This window comes from Gramella sp. Hel_I_59 (assembly GCF_006714895.1).
GTDB lineage: Bacteria > Bacteroidota > Bacteroidia > Flavobacteriales > Flavobacteriaceae > Christiangramia.
The window spans coordinates 3,278,669-3,303,452 of sequence record NZ_VFME01000001.1; the positions used below are offsets into that span (position 1 = coordinate 3,278,669).

General features: G+C 38.9%; 27 protein-coding genes. 5 read left to right on the forward strand and 22 right to left on the reverse strand.

Annotation, left to right across the window (positions count from 1 at the left end):
* Position 1 precedes the first annotated feature (1 nt).
* The 7 genes from arsM to JM79_RS16170 are packed head-to-tail and all read right to left on the reverse strand — an operon-like array spanning position 2 to position 4,559.
* Positions 2-970 (reverse strand): arsenosugar biosynthesis arsenite methyltransferase ArsM, encoded by a 969-nt coding sequence (arsM, locus tag JM79_RS15225; RefSeq protein ID WP_141878975.1) that lies wholly within the window; start codon positions 968-970, stop codon positions 2-4.
* Positions 971-1,783 (reverse strand): purine-nucleoside phosphorylase, encoded by an 813-nt coding sequence (locus JM79_RS15230; RefSeq protein WP_141878976.1) that lies wholly within the window; start codon positions 1,781-1,783, stop codon positions 971-973. It lies immediately after the preceding gene.
* Entirely contained in the window at positions 1,773-2,387 is a 615-nt protein-coding gene (locus JM79_RS15235; RefSeq protein WP_141878977.1) for a TIGR04282 family arsenosugar biosynthesis glycosyltransferase, read from the reverse strand. Before JM79_RS15235 ends, JM79_RS15230 begins: the two co-directional genes overlap by 11 nt.
* On the reverse strand, positions 2,388-2,885 hold the full coding sequence (locus tag JM79_RS15240; protein WP_141878978.1) for a rhodanese-like domain-containing protein: 498 nt from the start codon (positions 2,883-2,885) through the stop codon (positions 2,388-2,390). It lies immediately after the preceding gene.
* Position 2,886: 1 nt separating this feature from the next.
* On the reverse strand, positions 2,887-3,942 hold the full coding sequence (arsS, locus tag JM79_RS15245; RefSeq protein ID WP_141878979.1) for an arsenosugar biosynthesis radical SAM (seleno)protein ArsS: 1,056 nt from the start codon (positions 3,940-3,942) through the stop codon (positions 2,887-2,889).
* 44 nt (positions 3,943-3,986) lie between these two features.
* Entirely contained in the window at positions 3,987-4,322 is a 336-nt protein-coding gene (locus tag JM79_RS15250) for an arsenosugar biosynthesis-associated peroxidase-like protein (RefSeq protein ID WP_141878980.1), read from the reverse strand.
* Between the two features lie 60 nt (positions 4,323-4,382).
* A complete protein-coding gene (locus JM79_RS16170; RefSeq protein WP_185739514.1) occupies positions 4,383-4,559 on the reverse strand; it encodes a hypothetical protein in 177 nt (58 codons plus the stop codon).
* A 296-nt stretch (positions 4,560-4,855) separates the two neighbouring features.
* On the opposite strand from JM79_RS16170, the gene JM79_RS15255 reads away from it, so the two are divergent.
* Complete coding sequence (locus JM79_RS15255) at positions 4,856-5,896, forward strand: AraC family transcriptional regulator (RefSeq protein WP_141878981.1); 1,041 nt, start codon at positions 4,856-4,858, stop codon at positions 5,894-5,896.
* Here JM79_RS15255 and JM79_RS15260 read toward each other — a convergent pair.
* On the reverse strand, positions 5,893-7,374 hold the full coding sequence (locus JM79_RS15260) for an SLC13 family permease (RefSeq protein WP_141878982.1): 1,482 nt from the start codon (positions 7,372-7,374) through the stop codon (positions 5,893-5,895). The genes JM79_RS15255 and JM79_RS15260 overlap by 4 nt on opposite strands.
* 73 nt (positions 7,375-7,447) lie before the next feature.
* Between JM79_RS15260 and JM79_RS15265 the strand changes: the two genes are divergently transcribed.
* Positions 7,448-7,924, forward strand: coding sequence for an SRPBCC domain-containing protein (locus tag JM79_RS15265; RefSeq protein ID WP_141878983.1), 477 nt, complete (start codon positions 7,448-7,450; stop codon positions 7,922-7,924).
* A 50-nt stretch (positions 7,925-7,974) separates the two neighbouring features.
* Here JM79_RS15265 and groL read toward each other — a convergent pair whose 3' ends face one another.
* From groL to miaB, 8 genes are all read right to left on the reverse strand, one after another.
* The gene (gene groL, locus JM79_RS15270; RefSeq protein WP_141878984.1) at positions 7,975-9,612 is read right to left on the reverse strand and encodes a chaperonin GroEL; all 1,638 of its coding nucleotides are present in this window, start codon (positions 9,610-9,612) and stop codon (positions 7,975-7,977) included.
* 99 nt (positions 9,613-9,711) lie between these two features.
* A complete protein-coding gene (locus JM79_RS15275; protein ID WP_141878985.1) occupies positions 9,712-9,987 on the reverse strand; it encodes a co-chaperone GroES in 276 nt (91 codons plus the stop codon).
* Positions 9,988-10,137: 150 nt separating this feature from the next.
* Entirely contained in the window at positions 10,138-10,470 is a 333-nt protein-coding gene (gene secG / locus JM79_RS15280) for a preprotein translocase subunit SecG (protein WP_141878986.1), read from the reverse strand.
* Between the two features lie 2 nt (positions 10,471-10,472).
* A complete protein-coding gene (locus JM79_RS15285) occupies positions 10,473-11,345 on the reverse strand; it encodes a hypothetical protein (protein ID WP_141878987.1) in 873 nt (290 codons plus the stop codon).
* Positions 11,345-11,851 carry an LptE family protein gene (locus tag JM79_RS15290; protein WP_141878988.1) on the reverse strand — a complete coding sequence of 169 codons (507 nt, stop codon included), beginning with the start codon at positions 11,849-11,851 and terminating at the stop codon, positions 11,345-11,347. The genes JM79_RS15285 and JM79_RS15290 overlap by 1 nt, the downstream gene beginning before the upstream one ends.
* Before the next feature lie 3 nt (positions 11,852-11,854).
* Complete coding sequence (locus JM79_RS15295) at positions 11,855-13,120, reverse strand: sigma-54 dependent transcriptional regulator (protein ID WP_141878989.1); 1,266 nt, start codon at positions 13,118-13,120, stop codon at positions 11,855-11,857.
* A 3-nt stretch (positions 13,121-13,123) separates the two neighbouring features.
* Positions 13,124-14,005, reverse strand: a complete 882-nt coding sequence (locus tag JM79_RS15300) for a hypothetical protein (protein ID WP_141878990.1) — start codon at positions 14,003-14,005, stop codon at positions 13,124-13,126.
* 18 nt (positions 14,006-14,023) lie between these two features.
* Positions 14,024-15,469, reverse strand: coding sequence for a tRNA (N6-isopentenyl adenosine(37)-C2)-methylthiotransferase MiaB (gene miaB, locus JM79_RS15305; RefSeq protein WP_141878991.1), 1,446 nt, complete (start codon positions 15,467-15,469; stop codon positions 14,024-14,026).
* Positions 15,470-15,613: 144 nt separating this feature from the next.
* On the opposite strand from miaB, the gene JM79_RS15310 reads away from it, so the two are divergent.
* Entirely contained in the window at positions 15,614-16,843 is a 1,230-nt protein-coding gene (locus JM79_RS15310) for a hypothetical protein (RefSeq protein ID WP_141878992.1), read from the forward strand.
* Positions 16,844-16,898: 55 nt separating this feature from the next.
* Here JM79_RS15310 and JM79_RS15315 read toward each other — a convergent pair whose 3' ends face one another.
* The 5 genes from JM79_RS15315 to JM79_RS15335 form a co-directional block, all read right to left on the reverse strand.
* Positions 16,899-18,473, reverse strand: coding sequence for a carboxylesterase family protein (locus JM79_RS15315; protein ID WP_141878993.1), 1,575 nt, complete (start codon positions 18,471-18,473; stop codon positions 16,899-16,901).
* A gap of 34 nt (positions 18,474-18,507) precedes the next feature.
* Complete coding sequence (locus JM79_RS15320) at positions 18,508-18,801, reverse strand: TIGR03643 family protein (protein ID WP_185739515.1); 294 nt, start codon at positions 18,799-18,801, stop codon at positions 18,508-18,510.
* Between the two features lie 103 nt (positions 18,802-18,904).
* Positions 18,905-19,165, reverse strand: coding sequence for a 50S ribosomal protein L27 (gene rpmA, locus JM79_RS15325; protein ID WP_141878995.1), 261 nt, complete (start codon positions 19,163-19,165; stop codon positions 18,905-18,907).
* Positions 19,166-19,190: 25 nt separating this feature from the next.
* Entirely contained in the window at positions 19,191-19,682 is a 492-nt protein-coding gene (rplU, locus tag JM79_RS15330) for a 50S ribosomal protein L21 (RefSeq protein WP_141878996.1), read from the reverse strand.
* Positions 19,683-19,798: 116 nt separating this feature from the next.
* Positions 19,799-20,263: a DUF4199 domain-containing protein gene (locus JM79_RS15335; protein ID WP_141878997.1), complete on the reverse strand. Its 465-nt coding sequence runs from the start codon at positions 20,261-20,263 to the stop codon at positions 19,799-19,801.
* Positions 20,264-20,429: 166 nt separating this feature from the next.
* Between JM79_RS15335 and JM79_RS15340 the strand changes: the two genes are divergently transcribed.
* Positions 20,430-21,752, forward strand: coding sequence for a pitrilysin family protein (locus tag JM79_RS15340; protein WP_141878998.1), 1,323 nt, complete (start codon positions 20,430-20,432; stop codon positions 21,750-21,752).
* A gap of 20 nt (positions 21,753-21,772) precedes the next feature.
* On the forward strand, positions 21,773-23,839 hold the full coding sequence (locus JM79_RS15345) for a pitrilysin family protein (RefSeq protein WP_141878999.1): 2,067 nt from the start codon (positions 21,773-21,775) through the stop codon (positions 23,837-23,839).
* A gap of 45 nt (positions 23,840-23,884) precedes the next feature.
* Here JM79_RS15345 and JM79_RS15350 read toward each other — a convergent pair whose 3' ends face one another.
* Positions 23,885-24,781, reverse strand: coding sequence for a DMT family transporter (locus JM79_RS15350; RefSeq protein ID WP_260443462.1), 897 nt, complete (start codon positions 24,779-24,781; stop codon positions 23,885-23,887).
* Between the last annotated feature and the right edge of the window lie 3 nt (positions 24,782-24,784).

Sequence of the window (24,784 nt, forward strand, 5' to 3'; positions counted from 1 at the left end):
ACTAGCAACATCCACCACCATCGTAATGCCAGGTGGACTCACTTATGTAAATATCATCTCTTCCAAGATCTGCCAGTGCACCTGCAGTTTTATCACAAATTGCAATTGGCTGATTCTTCAATAAAATATGTCCTTTCTTATCATCAAAATGATCTTCATCTCCATAATAGATCGCAGCTTTTCCAGTAAAGATACAAGGCCCATCTTCTGGCATAGGATCTTTAATCGCGGCTACTTCAATAGATTCGATATAAATCAATTCATCTGTAGGATAGTTTTTGGGATCCAGAATTCTATAAGGCTTTCTGGCCCTGATCTCGATAGTTCCGAAGCCGGCATCGGTCAATGCTTTCACATAATCCTTGATGCTTAAACTTCCGGAAAGACAAAGCGCTCTTAAGCGTTCATCATTTCTAAGTTCATCATTCATCTCCTGCTCACAGGTAGGATCACTCATTACAAGTCTTCCATGCGGCTTTAGCACCCTGTACATTTCCTTTAAAGCCTGAGTAAGCTCTTCAGTTTTAAAAATATTGAAAAGACAGTTCTGTGCGGCTACATCTATAGAGTTATCCTCCACCGGTAACGCCGTAGCATCTCCTTTTCTAAGATCTACAAATTCAGATTTGAACCATGGGTTCTGGGCTTCTGCCTCCACAAAATTCTTGCGGGACGCTTCCAGCATTTCATCCACCACGTCTACGCCAACCACTCCAGATTTCATTCGGGAAAAATAAGCGAACTGTAAAAGTTCCATTCCGCCACCTACACCCACATAGAGCGTACGCGGATTATTTGTCAGATCCCGGGCATGCACAGTTGAACCACAACCGTAATTCATCTCCTGCATGATCTTTGGGATCTTCAATCCCGGAAGTTCCCAGATCGGGTTTGTGGTGCAGCAAAGTCCCACATCTGGCGTAAGTGCAGCCTCACGGTAAACGTCTTTAGTAATCTCTAAATAACTCATTTATAATTTCTTAAGTAATTCTTTAAATAATTTAACCATATCTGGTTCTGCTTTGGCAGCCATTGCCAGAATTTCCTGAATATCTACTTTTTCAAGATTATCCGGATCCCCTTTATCTGTGATCACAGAAATTGCTGACACCGGAATCCCCAAGTGGTTGGCAACGATCACTTCAGGCACTGTACTCATTCCAACCGCATCTGCACCAATCATCTTTAAATAACGGTATTCTGCTCTGGTTTCCAGTTGAGGTCCCAATACCGAAGCATACACACCTTTATGCAAAGTAATATTCAGCTCTTTTGCGGTATGTTCAAATTGCTCGTTCATGGATCTATCATAAGGTTCGCTCATATCCACAAATCGTTCTCCCAGGTGCTCAACGCCATGGAAAGCCAGTGGCGAACCACCCTGAAGATTAATATGATCATCAATGAGCATCAACTCCCCTTTATCGTAATCTAAATTGATCGCTCCGGAAGCATTGGAAACCAGCAAACGCTTCATCCCCAAACGTTTCATCACTCTTACCGGGAATGTAACATCAAAAAGGCTGTAACCTTCGTACAGGTGGAATCTCCCCTGCATGATGACCACTTTTTTTCCTGCCAGGGTTCCAAAAATTAGTTTCCCCTTGTGAAATTCCACCGTGGCAGTTGGAAAATATGGGATATGATTGTAACTGGCGGTTACTTCAATTTCTACATCGTCCAGTAATTTACCTAAACCTGTACCTAATATGATCCCAACCTCGGGTTCGCCGAATCCTTTGGATTTTAAATAATCTACCGATTCGTTTATTCTATCTGTCATTATTTATTAATTTTTGAAAAGCCGGATGATCTTGAATATCCTCCAGCGTATCTATATCATTTTTTAGTGGCAGCGCTTTATAAGTTCCCTCCTGCATGTCCTGAAGACTTTGTTCGAATACACTGGAAGTACTCCAGGCTTTGTTTATGAATAAATCTGAATTTAATGATTTCATACCCAAAAGGTAATATCCACCGTCTTCAGCGGGTCCAATTACATAGTCGTGAGCTTCAAGTTCTTCAAAAGCATCCTCAAGATCTGTTGTCTCAAGATTGTAAAGATCACTTCCAATAATCACAATTTTCTTATAGCCTTCGTCGAATCCAGCTTTAAAAGCAGCTTCCATTTTCTCTCCCAGATCTCCTTCTACCTGCAATCTTTTCTGAAAACCTCCATCCTCCCAGAGATCGTTTTCAGCGATATTCCAGGCGTAATAAACCTGCTTGCTTACGTCAAGCTTACTGGTTACATCCTTAGTATGCTTCAGCAGAAATTTATAAATTTCAAGAGCTTTTTTATCTCCTACTCCTTTGGCAAGCCTGGTTTTGACCTTTCCGAGAACAGGATTTTTTGTAAATATGATTAGCAGATTTTCTTTTGACACCTAGTAAATTTTTTCGCCGTTCTTAAGATATTTCGACCAGTATTTTGAATAAGTATGAATTTTTTCGGTTTTCTTGCCTTTATTATCATAAACAGGATAGCCGGTATTTTTCCATTCAAAAATTCCTCCGTATAGATTTTTTACATCCTCAAATCCTAAATCCTGAATCTTTTTGGCTATGTTCTCTGATCTAATTCCTACTGAACAGTAGACAACGATCTGTTTATCCCTGGTAATGGAATCCAGAACACTAAGATCAAGATTATTATACCCTATATATTTTGATCCATCAAGATGACTGGTTTCGTATTCATTGCTTTCCCTTGCATCCAGGATGACCACCTCATCATTTAATTGATCCATACGCAGTTGCTCTACGGAAGTATATGGAACATCGCCAGAATTATATTTTTGCAATAGATCATCCAATGCGTTTTGACTAAACCCGGTAATTCCAATGAAAAAAATTAAGCTGAAAATGATTCCCTGTAATTTCATATTAAGCTACTGTTCCCTGGCAACTACTTCCTGCTCCAGCAGTACAACCGTAGCAATGTTGGGAAATGATAATATTTCGATCATTCAAAATATCTTCGTTGTATTCACTAATATGCTGCACTTTAGAATTTACTTTTAGTTCCAGCATCTGGTTAAAATCACAATCATACAACCAGCCATCCCAACTAATGGAGATTGTATTGGTACACATCACGTTTTCAACGGCTGCAGGATTATAAGCTTCTACCAGTGCATACATATAATCTTCATAATTTTCAGAAGCTATAAGGTATTCAAGGAATCGGCTTATGGGTAAATTTGTTATTGCGAACAGACTGCCAAAATCGATATTAAAATCTTCTTTCAAAGCTTTTTTGAAGTCCTGCTCCATCGCCTTTTGATCTGTTGGCAAAAATGCACCGGAAGGATTATATACCAGATCCAGTTTTAGACCTGTACCTTCCTGCGCGTAACCTACAGCGTTCAACATTTGCAGCGCCTTGATAGATTTATCAAAAACACCACTACCTCTTTGCTTATCAGTTTTTTCTCTTTTGTAGAATGGTAAAGACGAAACCACGTGGACATTATGCTTCTTAAAGAATTCCGGTAGATCGTGATACTTCTTGTTGGCAAGAATGATCGTTAGGTTTGATCTAACAATAAAATCTTTGATTCCGGCTTTAGCGGCTTCTTCCACAAACCATCTAAAATTCGGATTCATTTCAGGGGCACCACCAGTAAGGTCCAGCGTATGGGCTCCGGTATTCTTGATCACTTCCAGACATTGCTTCATGGTTTCTACCGTCATGATCTCCTTACGATCGGGACCGGCATCTACATGGCAATGCGAACAAACCTGATTACACATGTAACCAAGATTCAACTGTAGTATTTCGAGTTTTTTGGGTTTGAATGGCAGGTCATGAGTTTCTGCGATCTTATCCCGGAAATACGGGAGTTCGCCTTCTTCAAATATGCCTTCGCTTAAAAATTCTAACTGGTTCTTAGGGCTTGAAAGATCATCCTTACGCGCCTTCAGGGATTTTGTGATCATATAGTTGTTTCTACGTATGTTTAGTTCTTCAATTCAGTAAAAACTTACATACTTAGCTTTTTGTATTTATTCATCATTTGCACACCATGCACAAGGGTAGCACCACTTTCAATTGCAGCGCCGGCATGAACCGCTTCCATCATCTCTTCTTTGGTAATTCCACGTTGTAATCCATCTTTGGTATATGCATCTATACAATAAGGACATTTTACTACATGGGCTACTGCAAGAGCGATCAATGACTTCTCACGTGCAGAGAGAGCTCCTTCTTCGAATACTTTACCGTAGTAGTCAAAAAACTTGTTTCCAAGTTCTTCGCTCCATTCAGTAATCTCTCCAAATTTTCTCAGGTCTGCCGGATCATAATAATTTTTAGCCATTTACTTTTGCTTATGTGTTAATACTTATAATTACGAAAAAAACGAAGCTACAGTTTTAAACTATAAGACTCCGGTTACAGAAAGAATAATAAGTAAAAATACAACGACTATGGCGATCACGATCCAAAGTTTTGAACTGGAATTCTGAGTTCTGGTTTCGGTAGATTGATTTACTTTTTGTTCACTATCCCGATCTTCCTTAGGTACAGGTGACGATCTGTCTTTATCTTGATTCATATTGATGGTTTTTACTGAAAAATAAAGCAAATTCTTACTGAAATGTATTAACGATATATATTTAACAAAGATTTTCAATTTGAATTAATTTCCGCCAATAGCTCTAAAATTTAGCTATGCTTTGGAAACACCCCGAAACACTAACGTTTTTCGCATTACCATTATCTCTATTGACAGTTTCTTTTATAGAAATTCTTAATTTTTTCACACAAGCTTTAACTTTACAACCCAAGATTTTAAGATTTTTAATTGTAAAAAGCCTATCTTATTAGGCGAAAAAATTCAGCAGTAATATTATGAGAATTGATGTTCAAACGCTACCGGTTAATGAAATTGTGCAGAACATAGCACAATCGCTGGATGCAGATGTGCAAAATCGTAGCGGGGAACTTCTAGTCGAAATTCCTTCAGAGTATGGTGAAGGTACTATTCGAGGAATTAGTTTTGACTCCGGGATGGGCTATATCACCTACAATTGTAAATTTTCGCAGGATGTTGAAATACATTTTTCTCTAAATACCGTACACCCTTTAAAATTTATTTTCTGTTCTGAAGGGAGTATTAGCCATTGCTTTCAGCACAGTGATGATGAACACAGCATAGATACCTACCAGAACATTGTAGTGAGCAGCAGTGGATATGATGGACATATCCTATATTTTAAAAAGGATGTCCAAACCCATGTTTCGAGCCTGGAAATCATTAGATCTGTTTTTGCTCATCGTTCCAATTATGATTTTAAAGATCTTGATCCAACCTTGAAGGAGCTATTTAAAGACGCAGTTTCGAAAAAGCAATTTTTCTACCAGGGGAATTATAGTATTAAGTCGGCAGACTTAATGGATGAGATAAATACTAAAGATTTTACAGGATTTCTCCGTAACCTGTTTCTAGAAGGAAAAGCATTTGAAATGCTTACCATACAAATAGACCAGTATCAGGATGATGAGAATGGGGAGAATCTGCCAAAAATCTTAAGAAAGTCTGATATTGAAAAGGTGAATTATGTCGCCAAAAGAATTCAGGGTGATCTTAGTACAAATCTTTCCGTAGAAACGCTGGCGAAAGAAGCTGGAACCAATGTCAACAAACTTCAGGAAGGCTTTAAGTATGTTTACGATCTTACTGTAAATAAATATATGCAGCATATTAAGTTAGAAGCTGCCAAAGAAATGCTGAAACTTTCAGAAAAGAACATCTCAGAAATTGTAACGTCTATCGGACTCAACAATCGTAGTTACTTTTCCAAAATCTTTAAAGAAAAGTATGGAGTAAGTCCTAAATATTTCCTGCAAACCAAGGCAAGTATGAAAGAAGAGGAATTCGAAGAAAACTAGGATCCATCTCCTAAAAATTTCTTCGGAATCACTTCAGGTTCGAAATTCCACAAATACGGCAATAGAAAATATACGATCAGGCTTAGCAATGCTATGCTGACAATATTCATCCAGATACCTGTTTTTATCATATCCGGGATTCTTAGATAACCTGACCCAAAAACCACGGCATTCGGCGGAGTTGCAACTGGTAACATAAAAGCACAGGAGGCAGCCAGAGTCGCTCCAACCATTAAAAAATAAGGATGTAAATCGAGTGCGATCGCCATAGGAGCAAGAATTGGTAAAAGCATGGCCGTTGTCGCCAGGTTAGAAGTCACCTCAGTTAGAAAATTGACAGCAGCAATTAATATTACTACGAGTAAAAGTAATGGCAAATTTTCAAGATTCGTCAATTGTTCTCCTATCCAGACCGCCAGACCACTTTCCCCAAAACCTTTTGCAAGTGCCATTCCTCCTCCAAACAATAAAATAATTCCCCAGGGAATTTTAACCGCTTCTTCCCAGGTAACCAGTTTTCTTTTGCTCTTACCTGCAGGAATTAGAAATAGAGCTACAGCCGCGATCATCGCGATAATGGTATCGTCTATGAACGGCAATACTGGCTGTAAGAGATAGCTTCTGCTAATCCAGCCAAATGCAGTAATAGCAAAAACTGCTAAAACTCTTTTCTCCTGTATGCTCATGTGACCCAGTTCAGCTTTGAGTCGGTCGATCTCTGCCTTTCCTCCTGGAAATTCTGTTTGACTGAAATTGAAGGCTTTTGTGGTTAGATACTTCCAGCAAATTATTAAAAGCAAAATCGATACTGGCAAACCAAGAATAAGCCATTTGGTAAAACTGATCTCGATACCATATATTTCTTCTACAATGCCGGCAAAAACAAGATTGGGCGGAGTACCTATTAAAGTTGCTATTCCGCCAATCGAGGCGCTATAGGCAATTGCCAGCATCAAGGCCTTACCAAATATTTTATTTTCATTTTCTGCACTTGCCGGATTGTCTTTTAACTGACTGATAATTGCAGTTCCAATGGGCAGCATCATTACCGAAGTAGCAGTATTGCTAATCCACATGGAGAGAAATGCCGTTGCCACCATAAATCCCAAAATGATCTTTTTGATATCTGCACCTATGAACTGAATGATATTCAGAGCAATCCTTCTATGTAAACCCCATCTTTCAATAGCCACCGCGAGAATGAAGCCGCCCAGGTACAAAAAGACATATTTATGACCAAAAGCTGCGGTTGTATCCTCTATACTTACCGCTCCGGTTAAAGGAAAAAGGATATTTGGTAATAGAGCAGTTACCGCAATGGGAATTGCTTCAGAAACCCACCAGATCGCCATCCACAATGTTACGCAGAGAACATCAAATGCCGCTTCAGGCATAGAATCGGGTCTACCTAATAGCTGCAGAATAAGAAAAAGAAGTGGCCCGGCTACTAGCGCTATTATTTTTAGTCTGGAATTCATATATTTCAAAAAGCTGAAGATATAGATTATTTCCTTTTAGCGAAATTCAAATAAGAAAGCCATAAATCAGTTTATGACAAATTCAGAGAAGCTTAGAATTAGTACAAAGATCCAGGTTGCCAAAAGCAGGGAAGATGTATTCCAGACAATAACAGACCGGAAGAAATTGAGCAAATTTTTTATTTCTGAAGCAAGTTCAAATCTCGAAGTAGGTAAGCAGATCACCTGGAAATTCCCGGAATTCAAGTTCGTTGAGTTTTCTATTGAAGTGCTACGGGTCGAATTTCCTGAAATTATTGTGATAACATGGGAAGGTGCCGAAAATCATATTACCACGGTAACTTTCGAACTTACTGAAATTGAAAAAAATCAAACTTTGGTTTCAGTTTTAGAAGAAGGAATGCAAAATGACGCTGAAGGGATTGCCTGGCTCGGCAGAAACTCGGAAGGTTGGGCAAATTTTCTGGCCTGTCTCAAAGCCTATCTTGAGTATGGGATCAATCTCAGGGAAGGCGCTTTTGAATTCTTACGAAATGATCAAAAACCCTAAATAAAAAAACCCGGCAAATTGCCGGGTTTTCTAATTATATGAATTGATAATTACATCATTCCTGGCATACCGCCGCCCATTCCTTGTGGCATTCCACCTCCAGCATTATCTTCTGGAAGATCAATAAGCGCACATTCGGTTGTAAGGATCATTCCAGCAACTGAAGCTGCATTTTCCAATGCTACTCTTGTTACTTTCTTAGGATCAATAATACCAGCTTTCAGCATGTCTACGTAAGTATCTGTTTTGGCATCATAACCGAAGTCATTCTTACCTTCCAATACTTTGTTAATCACTACTGAACCTTCACCACCAGCATTTTGCACGATAGTTCTTAGTGGAGATTCGATAGCTTTGGAAACGATCTGTACTCCAGTCGCTTCATCAGCATTTTCGGTTTTTATCTTGCTTAGTACAGCCTGAGCTCTAACTAACGCAACACCCCCACCAGCAACAATACCTTCTTCTACAGCCGCTCTGGTTGCGTGAAGTGCATCATCTACTCTGTCCTTCTTCTCTTTCATTTCTACTTCTGAAGCTGCACCTACGTAAAGTACTGCAACACCACCAGCTAATTTAGCCAGACGCTCCTGAAGCTTTTCTCTATCATAATCTGAAGTAGTAGACTCGATCTGAGATTTGATCTGGTTTACTCTGCTCTGGATGTCATCATTATTTCCAGCTCCGTTAACGATTGTAGTATTATCCTTGTCGATCGCTACTTTTTCAGCAGTACCCAACATATCGATTGTAGCGTTTTCTAAAGTAAATCCTCTTTCTTCAGAAATTACAGTACCACCAGTAAGGATAGCAATATCTTCTAACATTGCTTTTCTACGGTCACCAAATCCTGGAGCTTTCACTGCAGCGATTTTTAATGAACCACGAAGTTTGTTAACTACCAGTGTAGCAAGAGCTTCACCATCAACATCTTCAGCAATAATTAATAGAGGCTTTCCAGACTGAGCTACTGGCTCCAGTACTGGAAGTAGATCTTTCATTGAAGAGATCTTCTTGTCAAAAAGAAGGATGTATGGATCTTCAAGATCTGCCGTCATTTTCTCAGAATTCGTTACGAAATAAGGAGATAAATATCCTCTATCGAACTGCATTCCTTCTACAACATCGACATAAGTCTCTGTTCCTTTAGCTTCTTCTACAGTAATTACACCTTCTTTACCAACTTTTCCGAATGCCTGAGCGATCAAATCACCAATAACATCATCGTTGTTAGCCGAAATAGATGCAACCTGCTTGATTTTTTCTGAAGAATCACCTACTTCTTTAGTTTGCTTTGCAAGATCTGCAGTAAGAGATTCAACAGCCTTATCGATACCACGTTTCAGGTCCATTGGATTTGCACCAGCAGCAACGTTCTTCAAACCTTCCTGTACGATAGCCTGAGCAAGAACTGTAGCGGTAGTAGTACCGTCACCAGCAAGATCATTGGTTTTGGAAGCAACTTCCTTCACCATCTGAGCTCCCATATTTTCTAAAGGATCCTCAAGTTCGATTTCTTTCGCTACAGTTACACCATCTTTAGTTACAGTTGGTGCACCGAAAGATTTACTAATAATTACGTTACGACCTTTAGGTCCTAAAGTTACTTTTACAGCGTTCGCCAAAGCATCAACACCACGTTTGATCCCATTACGAGCCTGAATGTCAAATTTTATATCTTTTGCCATTTCTATAATTTTTAATTTTCTATAGTTAGACTACAGAATAACTGGTTAATTAATTTTTGATTATAAATTCCAGCGGTTGCCAGAAAATTGAAGTGAAACTTATACTATTGCTAGTATATCATCTTCCCTCATGATCAGGTAATCTGTTCCTTCAAGTTTTAGCTCTGTTCCAGCATACTTACCGTAAAGAACTGTATCACCTTCTTTAACTGTCATATCATGATCTTTGGTACCTCCACCAACAGCTACAACTTTACCTTTTTGAGGTTTTTCTTTAGCTGTCTCAGGAATAATGATACCAGAAGCAGTCTTGTTTTCTGCAGCAACAGGCTCAATTACAACCCTGTCTGAAAGTGGCTTAATGTTTAGTCCCATTTTATTAAATTTTATTATTAGGTTAATTAATTTTTCAAATACGAGAGACATATTTCTAAAATTATGCCAGCTCTAATTCTCTGCCATAAGGCAAAAAAAAATGCCAGCTTGTCATAAGCTGGCATTTCCAAATGTTTTTGAGTATCTTATCTACTGCTCATTGTCAGTTTGAGTTGCTGGTTGAGCTGCAGGCATTTCAGTATTTACAGGTTCGTCACTTTCGAAAACCCTTGTTCCAGCTTCCGCTGGCTTATCCATAATAGCTACGTTAGAAAGCAGGATCAAAACAAGCAATAAAGTTGCAAGTGTCCAGGTACTTTTATCTAAAAAGTCTCCAGTCTTTTTAACCCCTCCAACTTGCTGACCTCCGCCACCAAAAGAAGAAGATAGTCCTCCACCCTTAGGGTTTTGAACCATGATCACAACTACCAGCAAAAATGCTACGATAATTATTAAAGCTAAAAATATAGTGAATGTGCTCATTCTTAATCGTTATTAGTGTCTTGTAATTTTTCTATTGCCCGAATTTGGTCTGCAAAGAAACCACTTTTTTCGGGATTTTTCAAAATTAATATTTTATATGCCTGAATGGCTTTTTTATAGTTCTTCTGTTCGAGGTAAACACGCGCTAAAGTCTCTGTCATCAGCGACTCCTGACTGGTCATAGAATCTTCGGCAAGATTGTTTTTGGAAACAGATTTTACCGGTTTGATCTTAGGATTTTTAGCAATAAACTCTTCAATAAGATCAAATTTTCTCTGGCGATCTTCGTTTTCTGGTTCTTCTGCCTCGTTTTCTCTATCTACAGGTTCTGCCTTGGTTAATTTTAACCATTCAGAAAATGAATGAGATTCCTTTTGATCAAACTCCAGAGGTTTTCCAATTTCCAGGTTCTCTTCTTCGGAAGATTCATTAGTTATCGCATTATCTGAAGTATCCTCCAACTGCGCACGTTCGAACAATGCAGGATCCATAACGCGTTCAGATTCAGACTGCTTCATTTTGATCGCATCATCCAGATCTATGCTTCGCCTGCCATGAACTTCCTCATGTTCGTAGACCGTCATTTCCTTCAGTCGGTCTTCCTGCTGCCTGATCTGTCTCGCGATCGTGTTTTGATTGAATTCTTCAGAAGTAATAAAATCAAAAAGAATGTCACGGTCTGTGGTATAGGCCGCGGTTTTTTTCAATGCTGAATTGTAACTGAATTCCTGGTGTTCTTTCAGCCCCTTCAGCCTTATAGCACGACCCGCCTGGAAATAGGGTGCTTTCTCAAGCAAAATTTCCAGTTCCCGCGTTTGTTCTTTAGTAATTTCCGCAGGAGAGTTTAGTAAACTTAAGAGTGCTTTTTTTTCCATTACCAGTCGGTAAGCGCTGCGTTAAAAATATCCTGTGTAATTCTGGTATAGATCTCGTCCAGTGCCGTCTCCAGGTTTGCCCCGATCAATTGTTGCTGTGCTGGATAATCATAATAGAAAGAAAAACGCTTTTCAAAATCCTTTTCCGGTTCCAGTGTATTGTAATAACGAACGTTTACCGCAATGGTCAGTCTACTTTGCGCAGCGGTATTTTCAGCAGTTGCAGACATTGGCGACACATAGAACTGCGTAATTTCACCTTCAAAGATCAAATCCCCATTAGTATTGGTAAGACTTAAACTTGTTTGATTCTGAATAAGGTCCTGCAAGGAGATCGTAAAAGCTCGGTCTATACCTGGTTCCACAAGATCTGCATTATTCTGGAAGAAATTTACCTGAAATGTTTCAGCATCTCCGGTGTCTGCTCCTGTGAAGGAATAGGACATACAGGAAGATAAGCTCAAACTCACCAGTAATACTGTGATAATGCTAAGAAATCTTGTCATTAATTATAAATTGTATTGTTTGATCTTTCGATATAAAGTTCGTTCACTTATTCCCAATTCTTCTGCCGCAGCCTTGCGCTTCCCACTGTGTCTTTCCAGCGACTTTTTAATTAGCTCCAACTCTTTATCCTGAAGAGAAAGTGTTTCTTCCTCTTCGATTTCTTCAGCAAAATAATACTTATCCTTTTCTTCCTGACTTGGTGAAGAAGAATTTTGTTGCGGAATTTGAAGAACATTCAGCTCATCTTCATCAATATCTGCTTCGTCGATATCATCGCCACTATTCCCATAAATCTTTTCGATAAGACCTTCATTCTCATCCTGAACCTGCTTACTATCTCCCTCCTGCATTAACTTCAGCGTTAATTTCTTTAAATCGTTCAGGTCACTCTTCATATCGAAAAGTACCTTGTAAAGGATCTCTCTCTCATTGCTGAAATCTCCTTCCTTCTTTTTATCTGAAATGACTGCCGGTAGATTACTGCCAATATCCGGAAGATATTGTCTTAGTTCATCGCCGCTAATATTTCTCTTCTGTTCCAAAACGGAAACCTGCTCTGCAATATTTCGTAGCTGACGAATATTTCCTCCCCAACGATATTTTAGCAACAAAGCAACGGCTTCATCATCAAGTTTGATCGTGGGCATCTTGTACTTCAATCCAAAATCTGAAGCAAATTTCCTGAAAAGTAAATGGATATCACCTTTTCTTTCCCGTAGTGGTGGCAATCCAATTTCCACTGTACTCAAACGGTAATAAAGATCTTCCCGGAATTTGTCCTTTTTAATGTTCTCGAACATATTAATATTCGTAGCAGCCACGATGCGAACATCGGTTTTCTGAACTTTTGAAGAACCTACTTTTATAAATTCACCATTTTCCAGTACGCGAAGTAATCTTACCTGCGTTGGTAAAGGCAACTCTCCTACTTCATCAAGAAATATGGTTCCACCATCGGCTACCTCGAAATAACCACTTCTGGTTTGAGTAGCACCGGTAAATGCACCTTTTTCGTGTCCGAACAGTTCACTATCGATAGTTCCTTCAGGAATTGCTCCACAGTTCACTGCGATGTACTTCCCGTGTTTACGATGAGAAAGCGCGTGAATGATCTTCGGAATACTTTCCTTACCCACACCACTTTCTCCGGTAACAAGTACTGAAATATCTGTGGGCGCAACCTGAATTGCTTTTTCTACTGCACGATTGAGCTTTGGATCATCTCCAATAATTCCAAATCGCTGTTTAATTGCCTGAACTGATTCCATTAATTATTCGCTGTATAAAAATTCGATTACCTGAATTACTGCTTCTTGTGGACGAAATATAAAAGTTTGCGTAGTGATTTGTTCACCATTATAATCTACTTCTATATCGAGTTTTTGATTTTCTGAATAGGACGCCGGGTAGATGTTCGTGATCCTATTATTAGTTCCAAATGCTCTTATGGCTGTGCTAATCTCATAGTTCACCAATTTTGCTTTAGAGCCATATATTAAGAATGGTAAAGTGTAATTCTGAAAAAATCCTGCGAGAGGATTAGGCTTATCGTCGTATTCATAACCAAAAACCTCGGTTATTGATAAACCTGAATAGCTTGTAAATATGGTATTCTGAATCACATTTCCACCCTCATCATATTCCAGTTCATCTGAATGCAGAAGCATAGAATCCCCATTAAAATCTTCAAATTTACTCAGCTGATCGTTGTCAAATGTGAAAACAACTCTTCCAGAATTATCTCCGGTGCTAAGCTTATCTACTTTAATAACATCGCCAGAATAAGTAATCTCCCGTGGCATAAAACTATCAGTGGATTCATCATATTCCTGAACTGAAATTAACTGTCCGGATTCATCATAACCAAACTGAAGATCTGTAGAAAAGTTCTGGCTATTTTCTGTAATTCTTACCAACTGGTCTTCATCATTATACTGAAGTTCAATCCATAGATCGCCATTAACCTCCATACTCAACCATTTACCGTCTTCGTAGGTGTAATCATAAACGTCACCAGATTGATTGAAGGTTTGAGTATATCCTACAAAATCACCGGTAATCGCGGGATTCCCTTCCTCAACATTAGAAGAGTCATCTGAACTACATGAAAATAATACTACTGAAAATACGAATAGGAGGTAACGAAGTTTCATATACGATTGGTTAGGTTATTAGTTATTATCACTATACCCCACTGGCTCTCCTATAAGAGTAGCACTGGTACAGTCCTTTATTTTTACGTTGACAAAATCACCGATCTTATAATTCTCCTTGTCAAAAACCACGACAGTATTCTGTGAATTTCTACCACTCCAGTGTTGATCAGATTTTTTGGATTCTCTTTCGATCAGGACTTCGGTAGTTTGCCCTAGGAAACGTTTTGTTCTCTGTTTACTATGTTTCTGCTGAAGATCTACGATCTCCTGTAGACGTCTTTTCTTTACTTCATGAGGCACATCATCTTCCAGCTTTCTTTCAGCCATGGTCCCGGGTCTTTCAGAATAAGCATACATAAAACCGAAATCATAGGTAATCTTCTCCATTAGAGATAAGGTATCCTGATGATCTTCTTCGGTTTCGGTTGGAAAACCGGTAATCATATCCTGAGAAATTCCGCAATTTGGGATCATCTCCCTGATGTTTCTAATAAGCTCAAAATATTCTTCACGGGTATGCAGCCTGTTCATCGCCTTTAAAATTCGGTTACTTCCAGATTGTACCGGTAAATGTATATAGTTACAGATATTACGATACTTGGCCACCATTCTAATCACATCAAGCGTCATATCCTGAGGATTGGATGTAGAGAACCTGATTCTCATTTTGGGATGTGCTTCTGCAACAAGCTTCAGAAGCTGCGAGAAATCTGTTGCCGTCGCCTTCTGAATTTCAGTAGCATTTTTAAAGTCTTTTTTGAGTCCGCCACCATACCATAAGTAACTATCTACATTCTGTCCTAATAAAGTAATTTCTTTGAAGCCTTTATCAGCCAGATCGTTCACCTCTTCAAGTATACTTTGAGGATCACGACTACGTTCGCGACCGCGGGTAAATGGAACCACACAAAATGTGCACATATTATCACAACCGCGGGTAATGGATACAAATGCTGAAACACCGTTACTTTGCAGGCGTACTGGAGAGATATCTCCATATGTTTCCTCCTTGCTTAGAAGAACATTCATGGCACTTCGGCCTTCTTCTATTTCACTCACAAGATTTGGAAGATCCTTATAGGCATCTGGCCCCACGACCATATCTACGATCTTCTCTTCTTCCAGGAATTTACTTTTTAGACGCTCTGCCATACAGCCCAGCACTCCCACTTTCATTCCTGGGTTTATTCTTTTTACAGCATTGTATTTTTCCAGTCTTTTTCTAACAGTTTGCTCCGCTTTATCCCGAATCGAGCAGGTATTTACCAGAACAAGATCTGCCTCTTCTAACTTTTGGGTAGTATTAAAACCCTCTTTACTAAGAATGGATGCAACAATTTCTGAATCACTGAAGTTCATTGCGCATCCAAAACTTTCAATAAAAAGTTTCCGGGTATTTTCAGGCTTAGGCTCCATAACTAAAGAGTTCCCCTGTTTTTTCTCGTCTATTGTCTTCTCCATAAATCTATACTAACCTCCGGGTTTTTAGAATCGCAAAGATAGAACTAAACAGAGTTCTGACAAAGTGACAGAAAAAATTTTCTTAAATCTTACGCAACCTTTTGGAAAGTGTAGCATCTAACAGATACCTAACCACAATTACACATGAAAAATTTACTTTTTGTGTTACTACTATCACCACTTTTCCTCTTCACTTCTTGTGAGGAGGATAGTGATGATGAGTTCACTACAGTTGCAGTACCCATAACTCAGTCCATCGCTGATTTTCGTGCTTCCGTAGAAATTCAGGCTCCCCGTGAAATCAAAGAATCGGGAAAGATCTACGCCTGGCAGAATTATATATTTATCAATGACAAAAACGAAGGTGTTCACATCATCAACAATACCGACCCATTCAATCCCGTAAAAGTTCAATTTCTGAAGATCCCGCGAAATACCGATGTGGCCATTAGGAATAATATGCTTTACGCAAATAATGGAATGGACCTGGTAGTTTTCGATCTTAGTGACATGAATGCTATTAAAGAAGCAGGCAGGGTCAAAGACATTTTCCCTAATTACTATCGCACCCCACCACCAGGACAGGTAAGTTTCGTAGACTTCGAAAACTTTGATCATAATACTGAAGTTATTATAGGCTATATCACTGAATCCCGAAAAATAGAATATGCCAGAGGTGATCTGGTCAATGAGCCTTTCTTCTCAGAAGCAGACGGTGGTGGATCTGGTACCGGCGGAAGTATGGCCAGGTTTACAATAAATGACGACTTACTCTATATAGCTGAAGAGAGCGAACTCTCTGTAGTAGACATTAGCAATCCTTCTAATCCGGTTGAGCTAAGTAGTGAATATGCCGGCTGGAATATTGAAACAATCTTCCATTATCAGGATCATCTTTATCTGGGTAGTGCGACTGGAATGTATATCTATGATCTTGAGAACCCAGAGTCTCCACAGCAGGTTTCTTTCCTTCAGCACGTATTGGGATGTGATCCTGTCGTAGTAAAAGACAATTACGCATACGTGACTATTCGAGGCGGCAACAATTGCGGACAAAATTTTAATCAATTGGATGTCGTAGATGTTTCAGACAAGAACAACCCAAGAATTGTAAATTCCTACGAAATGAATAATCCCTTTGGCTTAGGCGTAAAGGATGACTGGCTTTTTGTTTGCGATGGTGATGAAGGGCTTAAAATATTTGATACTAAAAACACCCCCGATCTTAGTCTTGTAGATCAATTTACGAACATTAACACCTATGATGTCATTCCTCTTGATGACAAGCTGCTAATGATCGGGGATAATACACTATCCCAATATTCCTATAAGGGTAACGAGGTTAATTTAATTAGTACATTCTCTTTGAATTGATGACCCTTTTTTTGTTTGGTTTTTTGAAAAATCCCCGCTGCCCGGGGATTTTTTGTTATTTATCATTTTGGTAATGTGTATCAAGAAAATGATAACGCGCTTCAATTTCTGAATCTTCAACTTTGAAAACAGTATCCATTAATAAAACCGGAGTTTTATCTTCGGAAGACTTAATTGACGGCCATTTCAAGAGTTCATTTCCGTTAGGGTTTCCTGTTTTTACAAAATTTACTAGATACCTCTGAATGTTTTCAGAAATACTAAAATCATCTTCGGATAGATTCGCATTGTCAGCACCATTTAGATTCCCAAGAAAATACTCGATTTCAGAAGCATGCGGTGCTCCTACTGAAGTATCTACCGGATTGTCATCTGGAGAGGGCTTGATTCTTTTGAAAAAATATCGGTATACCGGTTGATCTGAATGATTAGCGTGTAGATCTGCCCATTTCCATGTGCTGTAGGATATAAATCTATCGGAGGCCATATCTGTTGCAGCTAAACGAACATCGCCATTTGTCTTAACGGGATAAAGCTCAATTGCCTGTTTCCATTTATCTGGAAATGTTTCCTTCATTCTCGCGGTATATTTCGCTTTGGTCATATTATTATCCTGCAAAAATGCTTCAGCAATCATTTCAGCTGAATTCCATCCCACCAAAAGTGGAACTTGGGCTTGTTCTTTATTACTGAAAATTTCGGGTAAGCTTTTTGGTAAAAAATAATCATCGATAACCGCTGGGAAACCAAATCTACCGGACTGATTGTAAATTTTAAAAATAGAATCTGTAGGTAAATTTCTGAGCTCCTGGAACGTATAACCAGTTTGCATCACAAAGTCTTCTCCTATTTTTTCCGCTTCTTCTAAGCGAACTGGCGGTAAAGCTGGATTTATAGCTGCTCCACTTTCACCAATCGCCCCGGCAAGCATATCTTTAGATAATGGAGAAGCCATTTGCATACTAACTGAAATGGAACCTGCAGACTCACCGCCGATACTAATTCTTTCTGGGTCACCACCAAAATGCGTTATATTCTCATAAACCCATTTGATGGCCGCATTCTGATCAAGCAAACCATAATTTCCTGAGGCATTGTAAGCCGATTCCTCGGTGAGCTCGGGATGTGCCAGAAATCCAAAAATATTGAGCCTATAATTTACAGTTACGGTAATAATTCCCTTTTGTGCTAGCGATGCGCCGTCATATCGAGGTTCAGAGCCATCGCCGGCGACAAATCCTCCACCATAGAAATAAACTAAAACCGCCATTTTTTTATCTGGATCAACATCAGGAGTCCAAATATTCAGATACAGGCAATCTTCACTTTTGCCATTACTGCGATAGACCATGTCGCCAAAAACGTTTTCCTGAACTGCCGAAGGCCCAAATTGTTTGGTTTTTTTAACCCCTTTCCAGGGATCAAGGTTTTGAGGTGCTTTCCAACGAAGCTCATCAACAGGAGGCTTTGCATAAGGCACACCTAAGAATATGCTTAGATCACTCTTCTGGTCGTAATTCCCCTGCACGATTCCGCAACTAGTATTTACTTCTACATTAGACTGCGAATAAGCTTGCGGAATAAAGACGAATAGAAATATCAGAGATAATAAGGAAGATATAATTTTCATGAAAATTAACTTGATTCCCTAAATATACGATAAGCTAGTATTTCTTCTTGCTAATTCTGTTACCAGTGATTTGACGCTGAGCTTTACTTTTGAATCTGCTAACGTCATCACTCCTTAGCTTCTCATGTTTTGTCTTTCTACCCTGAACCCGTGCTCTCCATTTTCTCCAGTTTCTGGGATGCATTTGCTCACGCATGAACCTAATGACTTCCTCCTCTTTTAAACCGAATTGAAATTCGATTGCTTCGAAGGTAGTTCTGTCTTCCCAGGCCATGGCGATTATTCGATCTATCTGCCTCTCATCTAATTCATATTCTTCTGCGATCATAATTCTGTTTATTGTTTACAGTACAAAGTTAAACAATTTAATTAGAGGAAATAAAAAACCCTCTACATTTCTGAAGAGGGTTTCTATATACATTTGAATCTAACTATGCCTGAAAAGGCTCGATAGAAACATAAGATTTATCATCTTTCTTCTTAGTGAATTTCACTAGTCCGTCAACTTTAGCGTGTAAAGTATGATCTTTTCCAGCGTATACGTTATCACCTGGACGGTGAGCAGTACCTCTTTGTCTTACGATAATATTTCCCGCAACAGCAGCTTGTCCACCAAAGATCTTCACGCCTAAACGTTTCGATTCTGATTCTCTACCGTTCTTGGAACTACCAACTCCTTTTTTATGTGCCATTTTATTTCGTTTTTAGTAGTTTAAACTAGCTTAATGCAGCAATTAATTCTGCTTTTTTCATTGAAGAATATCCTTCAACACCTTTATCTTTAGCCATTTCTCTCAGTTCTGCAACTGTATTCTGACTTAGGTCGTTTGAAGATTCTTCTTTTTTAGTTTCCTTCTTAGGCTCTTCTTTCTTAGCTGAAGTGGATTTTGATCCACCTTTAAGATCGATACCTTCGATAAGAATTTCAGTAAGTGCTTGTCTGTGACCATTTTTGGTTCTGTAACCCTTACGTCTTTTCTTCTTGAAAACGATTACTTTGTCTCCTTTAAGGTGACGGTTGATCTTTGCTCCAACCAAAGCTCCTTCTATAGCCGGGGCGCCAACAGTAATGCTATCTCCATCTGCAGTAAGAAGTACCTTATCAAAAGAGATACTGTCTCCTTCTTTACCTGCTAGGCGATTCACATAAACTCTCTGGTCTTTTGCAACTTTAAATTGCTGCCCTGCTATCTCTACAATTGCGTACATAGCGTATAATTAGTTATATAAATACTTAATAAAATCGCTTCCGTTTTCACGCAAGCGGGTGCAAATATAATTCTAATTAATTAATTGACAAAGGTTTTTGTCTTTTTCAGAATTGATTATAAAGTGTGCTTCTTCGCTTCTTTGGTATTCCATGAATCTTTAAATAATTGCATGTATGCCAGGGTAAGAACCAAACTTGTAGCAAATCCCATAACAGCTACTACAAATAAGACCACACCTATACTGGTATTGTAATCTGTAATCCAAACCGTAATTAGATCATCTAAAAAACCTGGATTTATTTCCGTAGAATAAACTCCAAAGAAGATCGTAAATATAATAGTAGCATTAAAGCCCGTTAGCAAACTGGCCATAAAGCCTTTCTGATATTTAAATTTATTCCCTTTATGAAGTCTGTAATGCTTTACGGCCTCAAACATCCCATAGGCCATGATCACCCCATTGAATAAACTATAAATTGGCTGATTGTGAGCATCAAATAGTGAAAGAATTAGAAAATAAGCAATAAGACCGGCGGCGACAGCCACACCGTATTTAATAGGAATACTGAATTTACCCATAGCAAAGTTGGTTTTAGACGTAAATTTCCTAAAATTACCGCGTTTATTGCCTTAATAGCTTGTTAATTTTAACACATTTCGCACAATCTCGATAATAAGCTTATTTTAATGTAACAATTTCAGAGGTATACAAACTAATAATGGCAATTGAAAAAACCTTAAAAAAATGATTAACAAACTAGGACTGTTATTCTGCTTTTTCTTGATTGGAATCGTAGGATTTGCTCAGGAAGTAGAATTTACTGAGTATGATTTAGACAATGGGCTGCATGTGATCCTGCACAAGGATAACTCCGCTCCTGTTGTAACCACATCTGTGATGTACCACGTTGGTGGAAAAGACCGTGAAGACGGAAGAACCGGGATGGCTCACTTTTTTGAGCACCTGTTATTTGAAGGAACCGAGAACATTCCAAATGGAAAGTGGTTCGAAATCGTTAGTTCAAATGGTGGTAGCAACAATGCAAATACCAGCCAGGACAGAACTTATTATTACGAAGTATTCCCTTCAAACAACCTTGAATTAGGATTATGGATGGAATCTGAAAGAATGCTACACCCTATTATTAAACAAAAAGGTGTGGACACTCAGAATGAAGTAGTAAAAGAAGAAAGAAGACTACGTATGGATAACTCTCCTTATGGTAACTTATTACCAGCTATGCAGGAGAATATGTTCGAAAATCATCCTTATAAGGATCCGAACATTGGCTATATGGAAGATCTTGACGCGGCTACTTTAGATGAGTTCAAAGCTTACTTCGACAAGTATTACGTACCTAACAATGCTGTATTGGTAGTTGCTGGTGATATTAAGATCGATGAGACTAAAAAAATGATTAAGGATTATTTTGGCCCAATTCCTTCAGGAGATGATGTAACCAGAAATTTCCCAGAAGAACAACCAATTACAGAGCAGATCAATGCGAAGTCTTATGACTCAAACATCCAGATCCCTGCTTCAGTAATTGGATATAGAACTCCGGCTTTTACTGAAAAGGATTCCTATGTACTAAATATGATCTCTGACTACCTTAGTGATGGTAACAGCTCGAAACTTTACAAGAAATTGGTCGATGAGCAGAAGCAAGCACTTCAGGTGGGAGCTTTCAACTTAGAGCAGGAAGATTACGGGATGTATCTTATCTTCAGTATTCCTCAGGGAGAAACTGAACTTGAGACTTTAAATACCGAGATCGAAGAAGAGATCACTAAATTAAGAAGTGAGCTTATTACTGAAAAAGATTTTCAGAAGCTGCAGAACAAAGCAGAGAACAACTACGTAAACTCAAATTCCAGTATCTCTGGTATTGCAAACTCTCTTGCAAGAAACTACCTTCTTTATGGAGACACAGATCTTATCAACGATCAAATCGATATTTACAGAAATATCACTAGAGAAGACATCAAAAGAGTTGCTTCAGAATACCTAAAGCCTAACCAAAGAGTAGTGCTTGAGTATTTACCAGCCAGCGAACAGCCGGAATAATAATTAAAAAATTGAAAACAATGAGAAAAAATATACTAACTCTGGCAGCGTTTGCTACGCTAACAGTTGGAGTTTCAGCTCAGATCGACCGTAGCCAGATGCCCGAACCGGGTCCTGCTCCAAAAGTAAATGTGGACGAACCTGAAACTTTCAAGCTTGATAATGGAATGCAGGTAATGATCGTGGAAAACAACAAATTACCACGAGTTGCCATGTCTCTTAGATTTGACAATGCTCCACATGCTGAAGGTGCTAAAGCAGGTGTTTCCGGAATTGCCGGTGACCTGATTGGAACCGGAACTAAGAACATGTCTAAAGATGAATTCAATGAAAAAGTTGACTTCCTTGGGGCACGTCTAAATTTTTATGCTGGTGGTGCGAATGCAAATACACTATCTAAATACTTCCCTGATTTACTTGCTTTGATGGCAGATGGGATAATCAACGCAGAATTCACTCAGGAAGAGTTTGATAAGTCTAAAGCAAGAACTATCGATGGATTGAAGCAGAGCGAAAAGGATATATCTTACAACGCTCGTAGAGTTCGCTCTGCATTAGCTTACGGTAAAGATCACCCTTATGGTGAATTCTCTACAGAAGAAACTGTAAACGCAGTAAAACTGGAAGACGTAAAGTCTTATTATAATACATGGTTCTCTCCAAAGAACGCTTACCTGGTAGTTGTAGGAGACGTAGATGAAGATGACGTAAAAGATCTTGTAAAAAAGAACTTTTCTTCATGGACAGGTAAAGCAACTCCGGAAGCTAAAATGCCTGCAGTTTCGAATGTAAAGCAAACGGAGATCAACTTTATTGATATGCCAAATGCTGTGCAATCTGAAATTTCTCTTGTAAATACCATCAACCTCAAGAAAAAGGATGGCGATTATTTCCCAGTCCTATTAGCTAACAAGATTCTTGGTGGTGGTGGCGAAGGAAGACTTTTCCAAAACCTTCGTGAGGACAAAGGTTATACATACGGCGCGGGCTCCAACGTTGGTAATGACAAGTATGCATCTACTTTCGTAGCCAGTGCAAGTGTGAGAAACGAAGTTACAGATAGTTCTGTAGTTGCATTTTTGGACGAGGTTTACAAAATGAGAAACGAAATGGTAACTGATCAGGAACTGGCAAATGCCAAGGCTAAGATCACTGGAGATTTCGTACTTGCGTTAGAGCAACCTTCAACCATTGCTAATTTCGCTATGGAAATAGAGACTGAAGATCTTGATGATGATTTCTACGAAGAGTATCTTGAAAGAATCGACAAGGTTACTAAAGCAGACGTTCAACGTGTTGCAAAGAAGTATTTCCTAGCAGACAATTCAAGAATCGTGATCGCTGGTAAAGGTGCCGATGTCTTGGAGAATCTTGAAAAGATGACCTATAAAGGTAAAACTTACCCGATCAATTATTATAACAGATTTGGTGAGAAAACTGAAAAGCCAGAGCAAAAACAAGTTGATGCTGATATGAGCGTTGATAAGGTATACAACAAGTATATTGAAGCTATTGGTGGTCGTGAGGCAGTTGAAGGTATCGAAACTGTAAAAATGATCGCTAGTGCAAATGTTCAGGGTAGAGAACTTGGACTTGACATGACAAGAACTTCTACTGGAAAATTAAGCCAGGAAGTAACTATGGGTGGTCAGGTTGTAAGCAAGCAGGTGTTTAACGGTGAGACAGGTTTCGTTATGCAGATGGGACAGAAAATGCCATACAACGAAGACCAGATCAAAGCTGCGAAGACTGATGCTGATGCTTTTCCAGAATTAACAGTTGGTGAAGCTAAAATCGAAGGAATCGAGCAGGTAGACGGTAAAGATGCTTACGTTGTAAGTGCAGATGAGACTACTAAGAACTACTATGCTGTAGATAGCGGACTAAAAGTACAGTCTGTAAAGACAGTTAGCCAGGGAGGCCAGACAATGAGCATTCCAACTGGTTACGGTGATTACCAGGAAGTAAAAGGAGTTAAATTTCCTTTCACTATCTCACAAAGTATGGGACCACAATCTTTTGAATTTAAAGTTTCAGAAATTATGGTAAACGAAGGAGTAGAAGATGCAGATTTCTCTGTAGAATAATTATTTCTTCTGAAGATTATGAAAGCCCCGGAAACGGGGCTTTTTTTATTTGGTGCTATTTCTTCTTCTGAGGATATTTTTAGAGCGATTCACAATGAATACACCCAGCAGTATCACCATTGCTGAAACTAATTGCCACAAACTAAAGACCTCTCCATCCATCATTCCCCAACCAAGAGCTACTACCGGAATGGTATAAGTAACTGATGTAGTAAATACAGGATCTGAGATCTGTATCAATTTATTAAAAATGATCATTGCCACCCCTGTTCCAATGACGCCCAGTATTCCCACATAAACAAGCGATAATTCAACTTTAGTAGCAATAGGCTCCAGTTCAAAAAATCCTGAAAAATACAGGATCAAAAGTGCTGGGAATAAGAGCACAAAAAAGTTCCCTGCGGTAATTCCAAGCGGACTTATATCACTCATCTTAGTCTTGAGAATATTCACGTTTACAGCGTAACATGCAGTTGCCATAATCACCAGTAAACTATAAAAGTAATTCTGATCTGGATTAATACTCGCCCCGCTAAGGATGAGTCCGAAGGTTCCTAGAAGGCCAATGATCACGCCGGTGACCTTGTTCTGTGTAACTACTGCTCGAAAGAATGCAGCTCCCACAATCAAAGTTAATAATGGAGTGGTCGCATTCAATATGGAAGCGATGGCACTATCGATTTCGGTTTCAGCAAAAGCAAAGAAATATACCGGAAAGAATGATCCCAGAAATCCTGAAATTACGATCCATTTCCATTGTTTCCCATTCAGCTTCATCAAGCTTCGGAAACCTACAAATATCAAAAATAGTGCAGCAAATATGATTCTGAAGGATCCAACTTGCAAAGGACTCAATCCTACAAGTGCTTTTTTGATAAGGATAAAGGAACTACCCCAAACAATAGAAAGGATGATAAGATAGATCCACTTGATGTTTTTCAAACT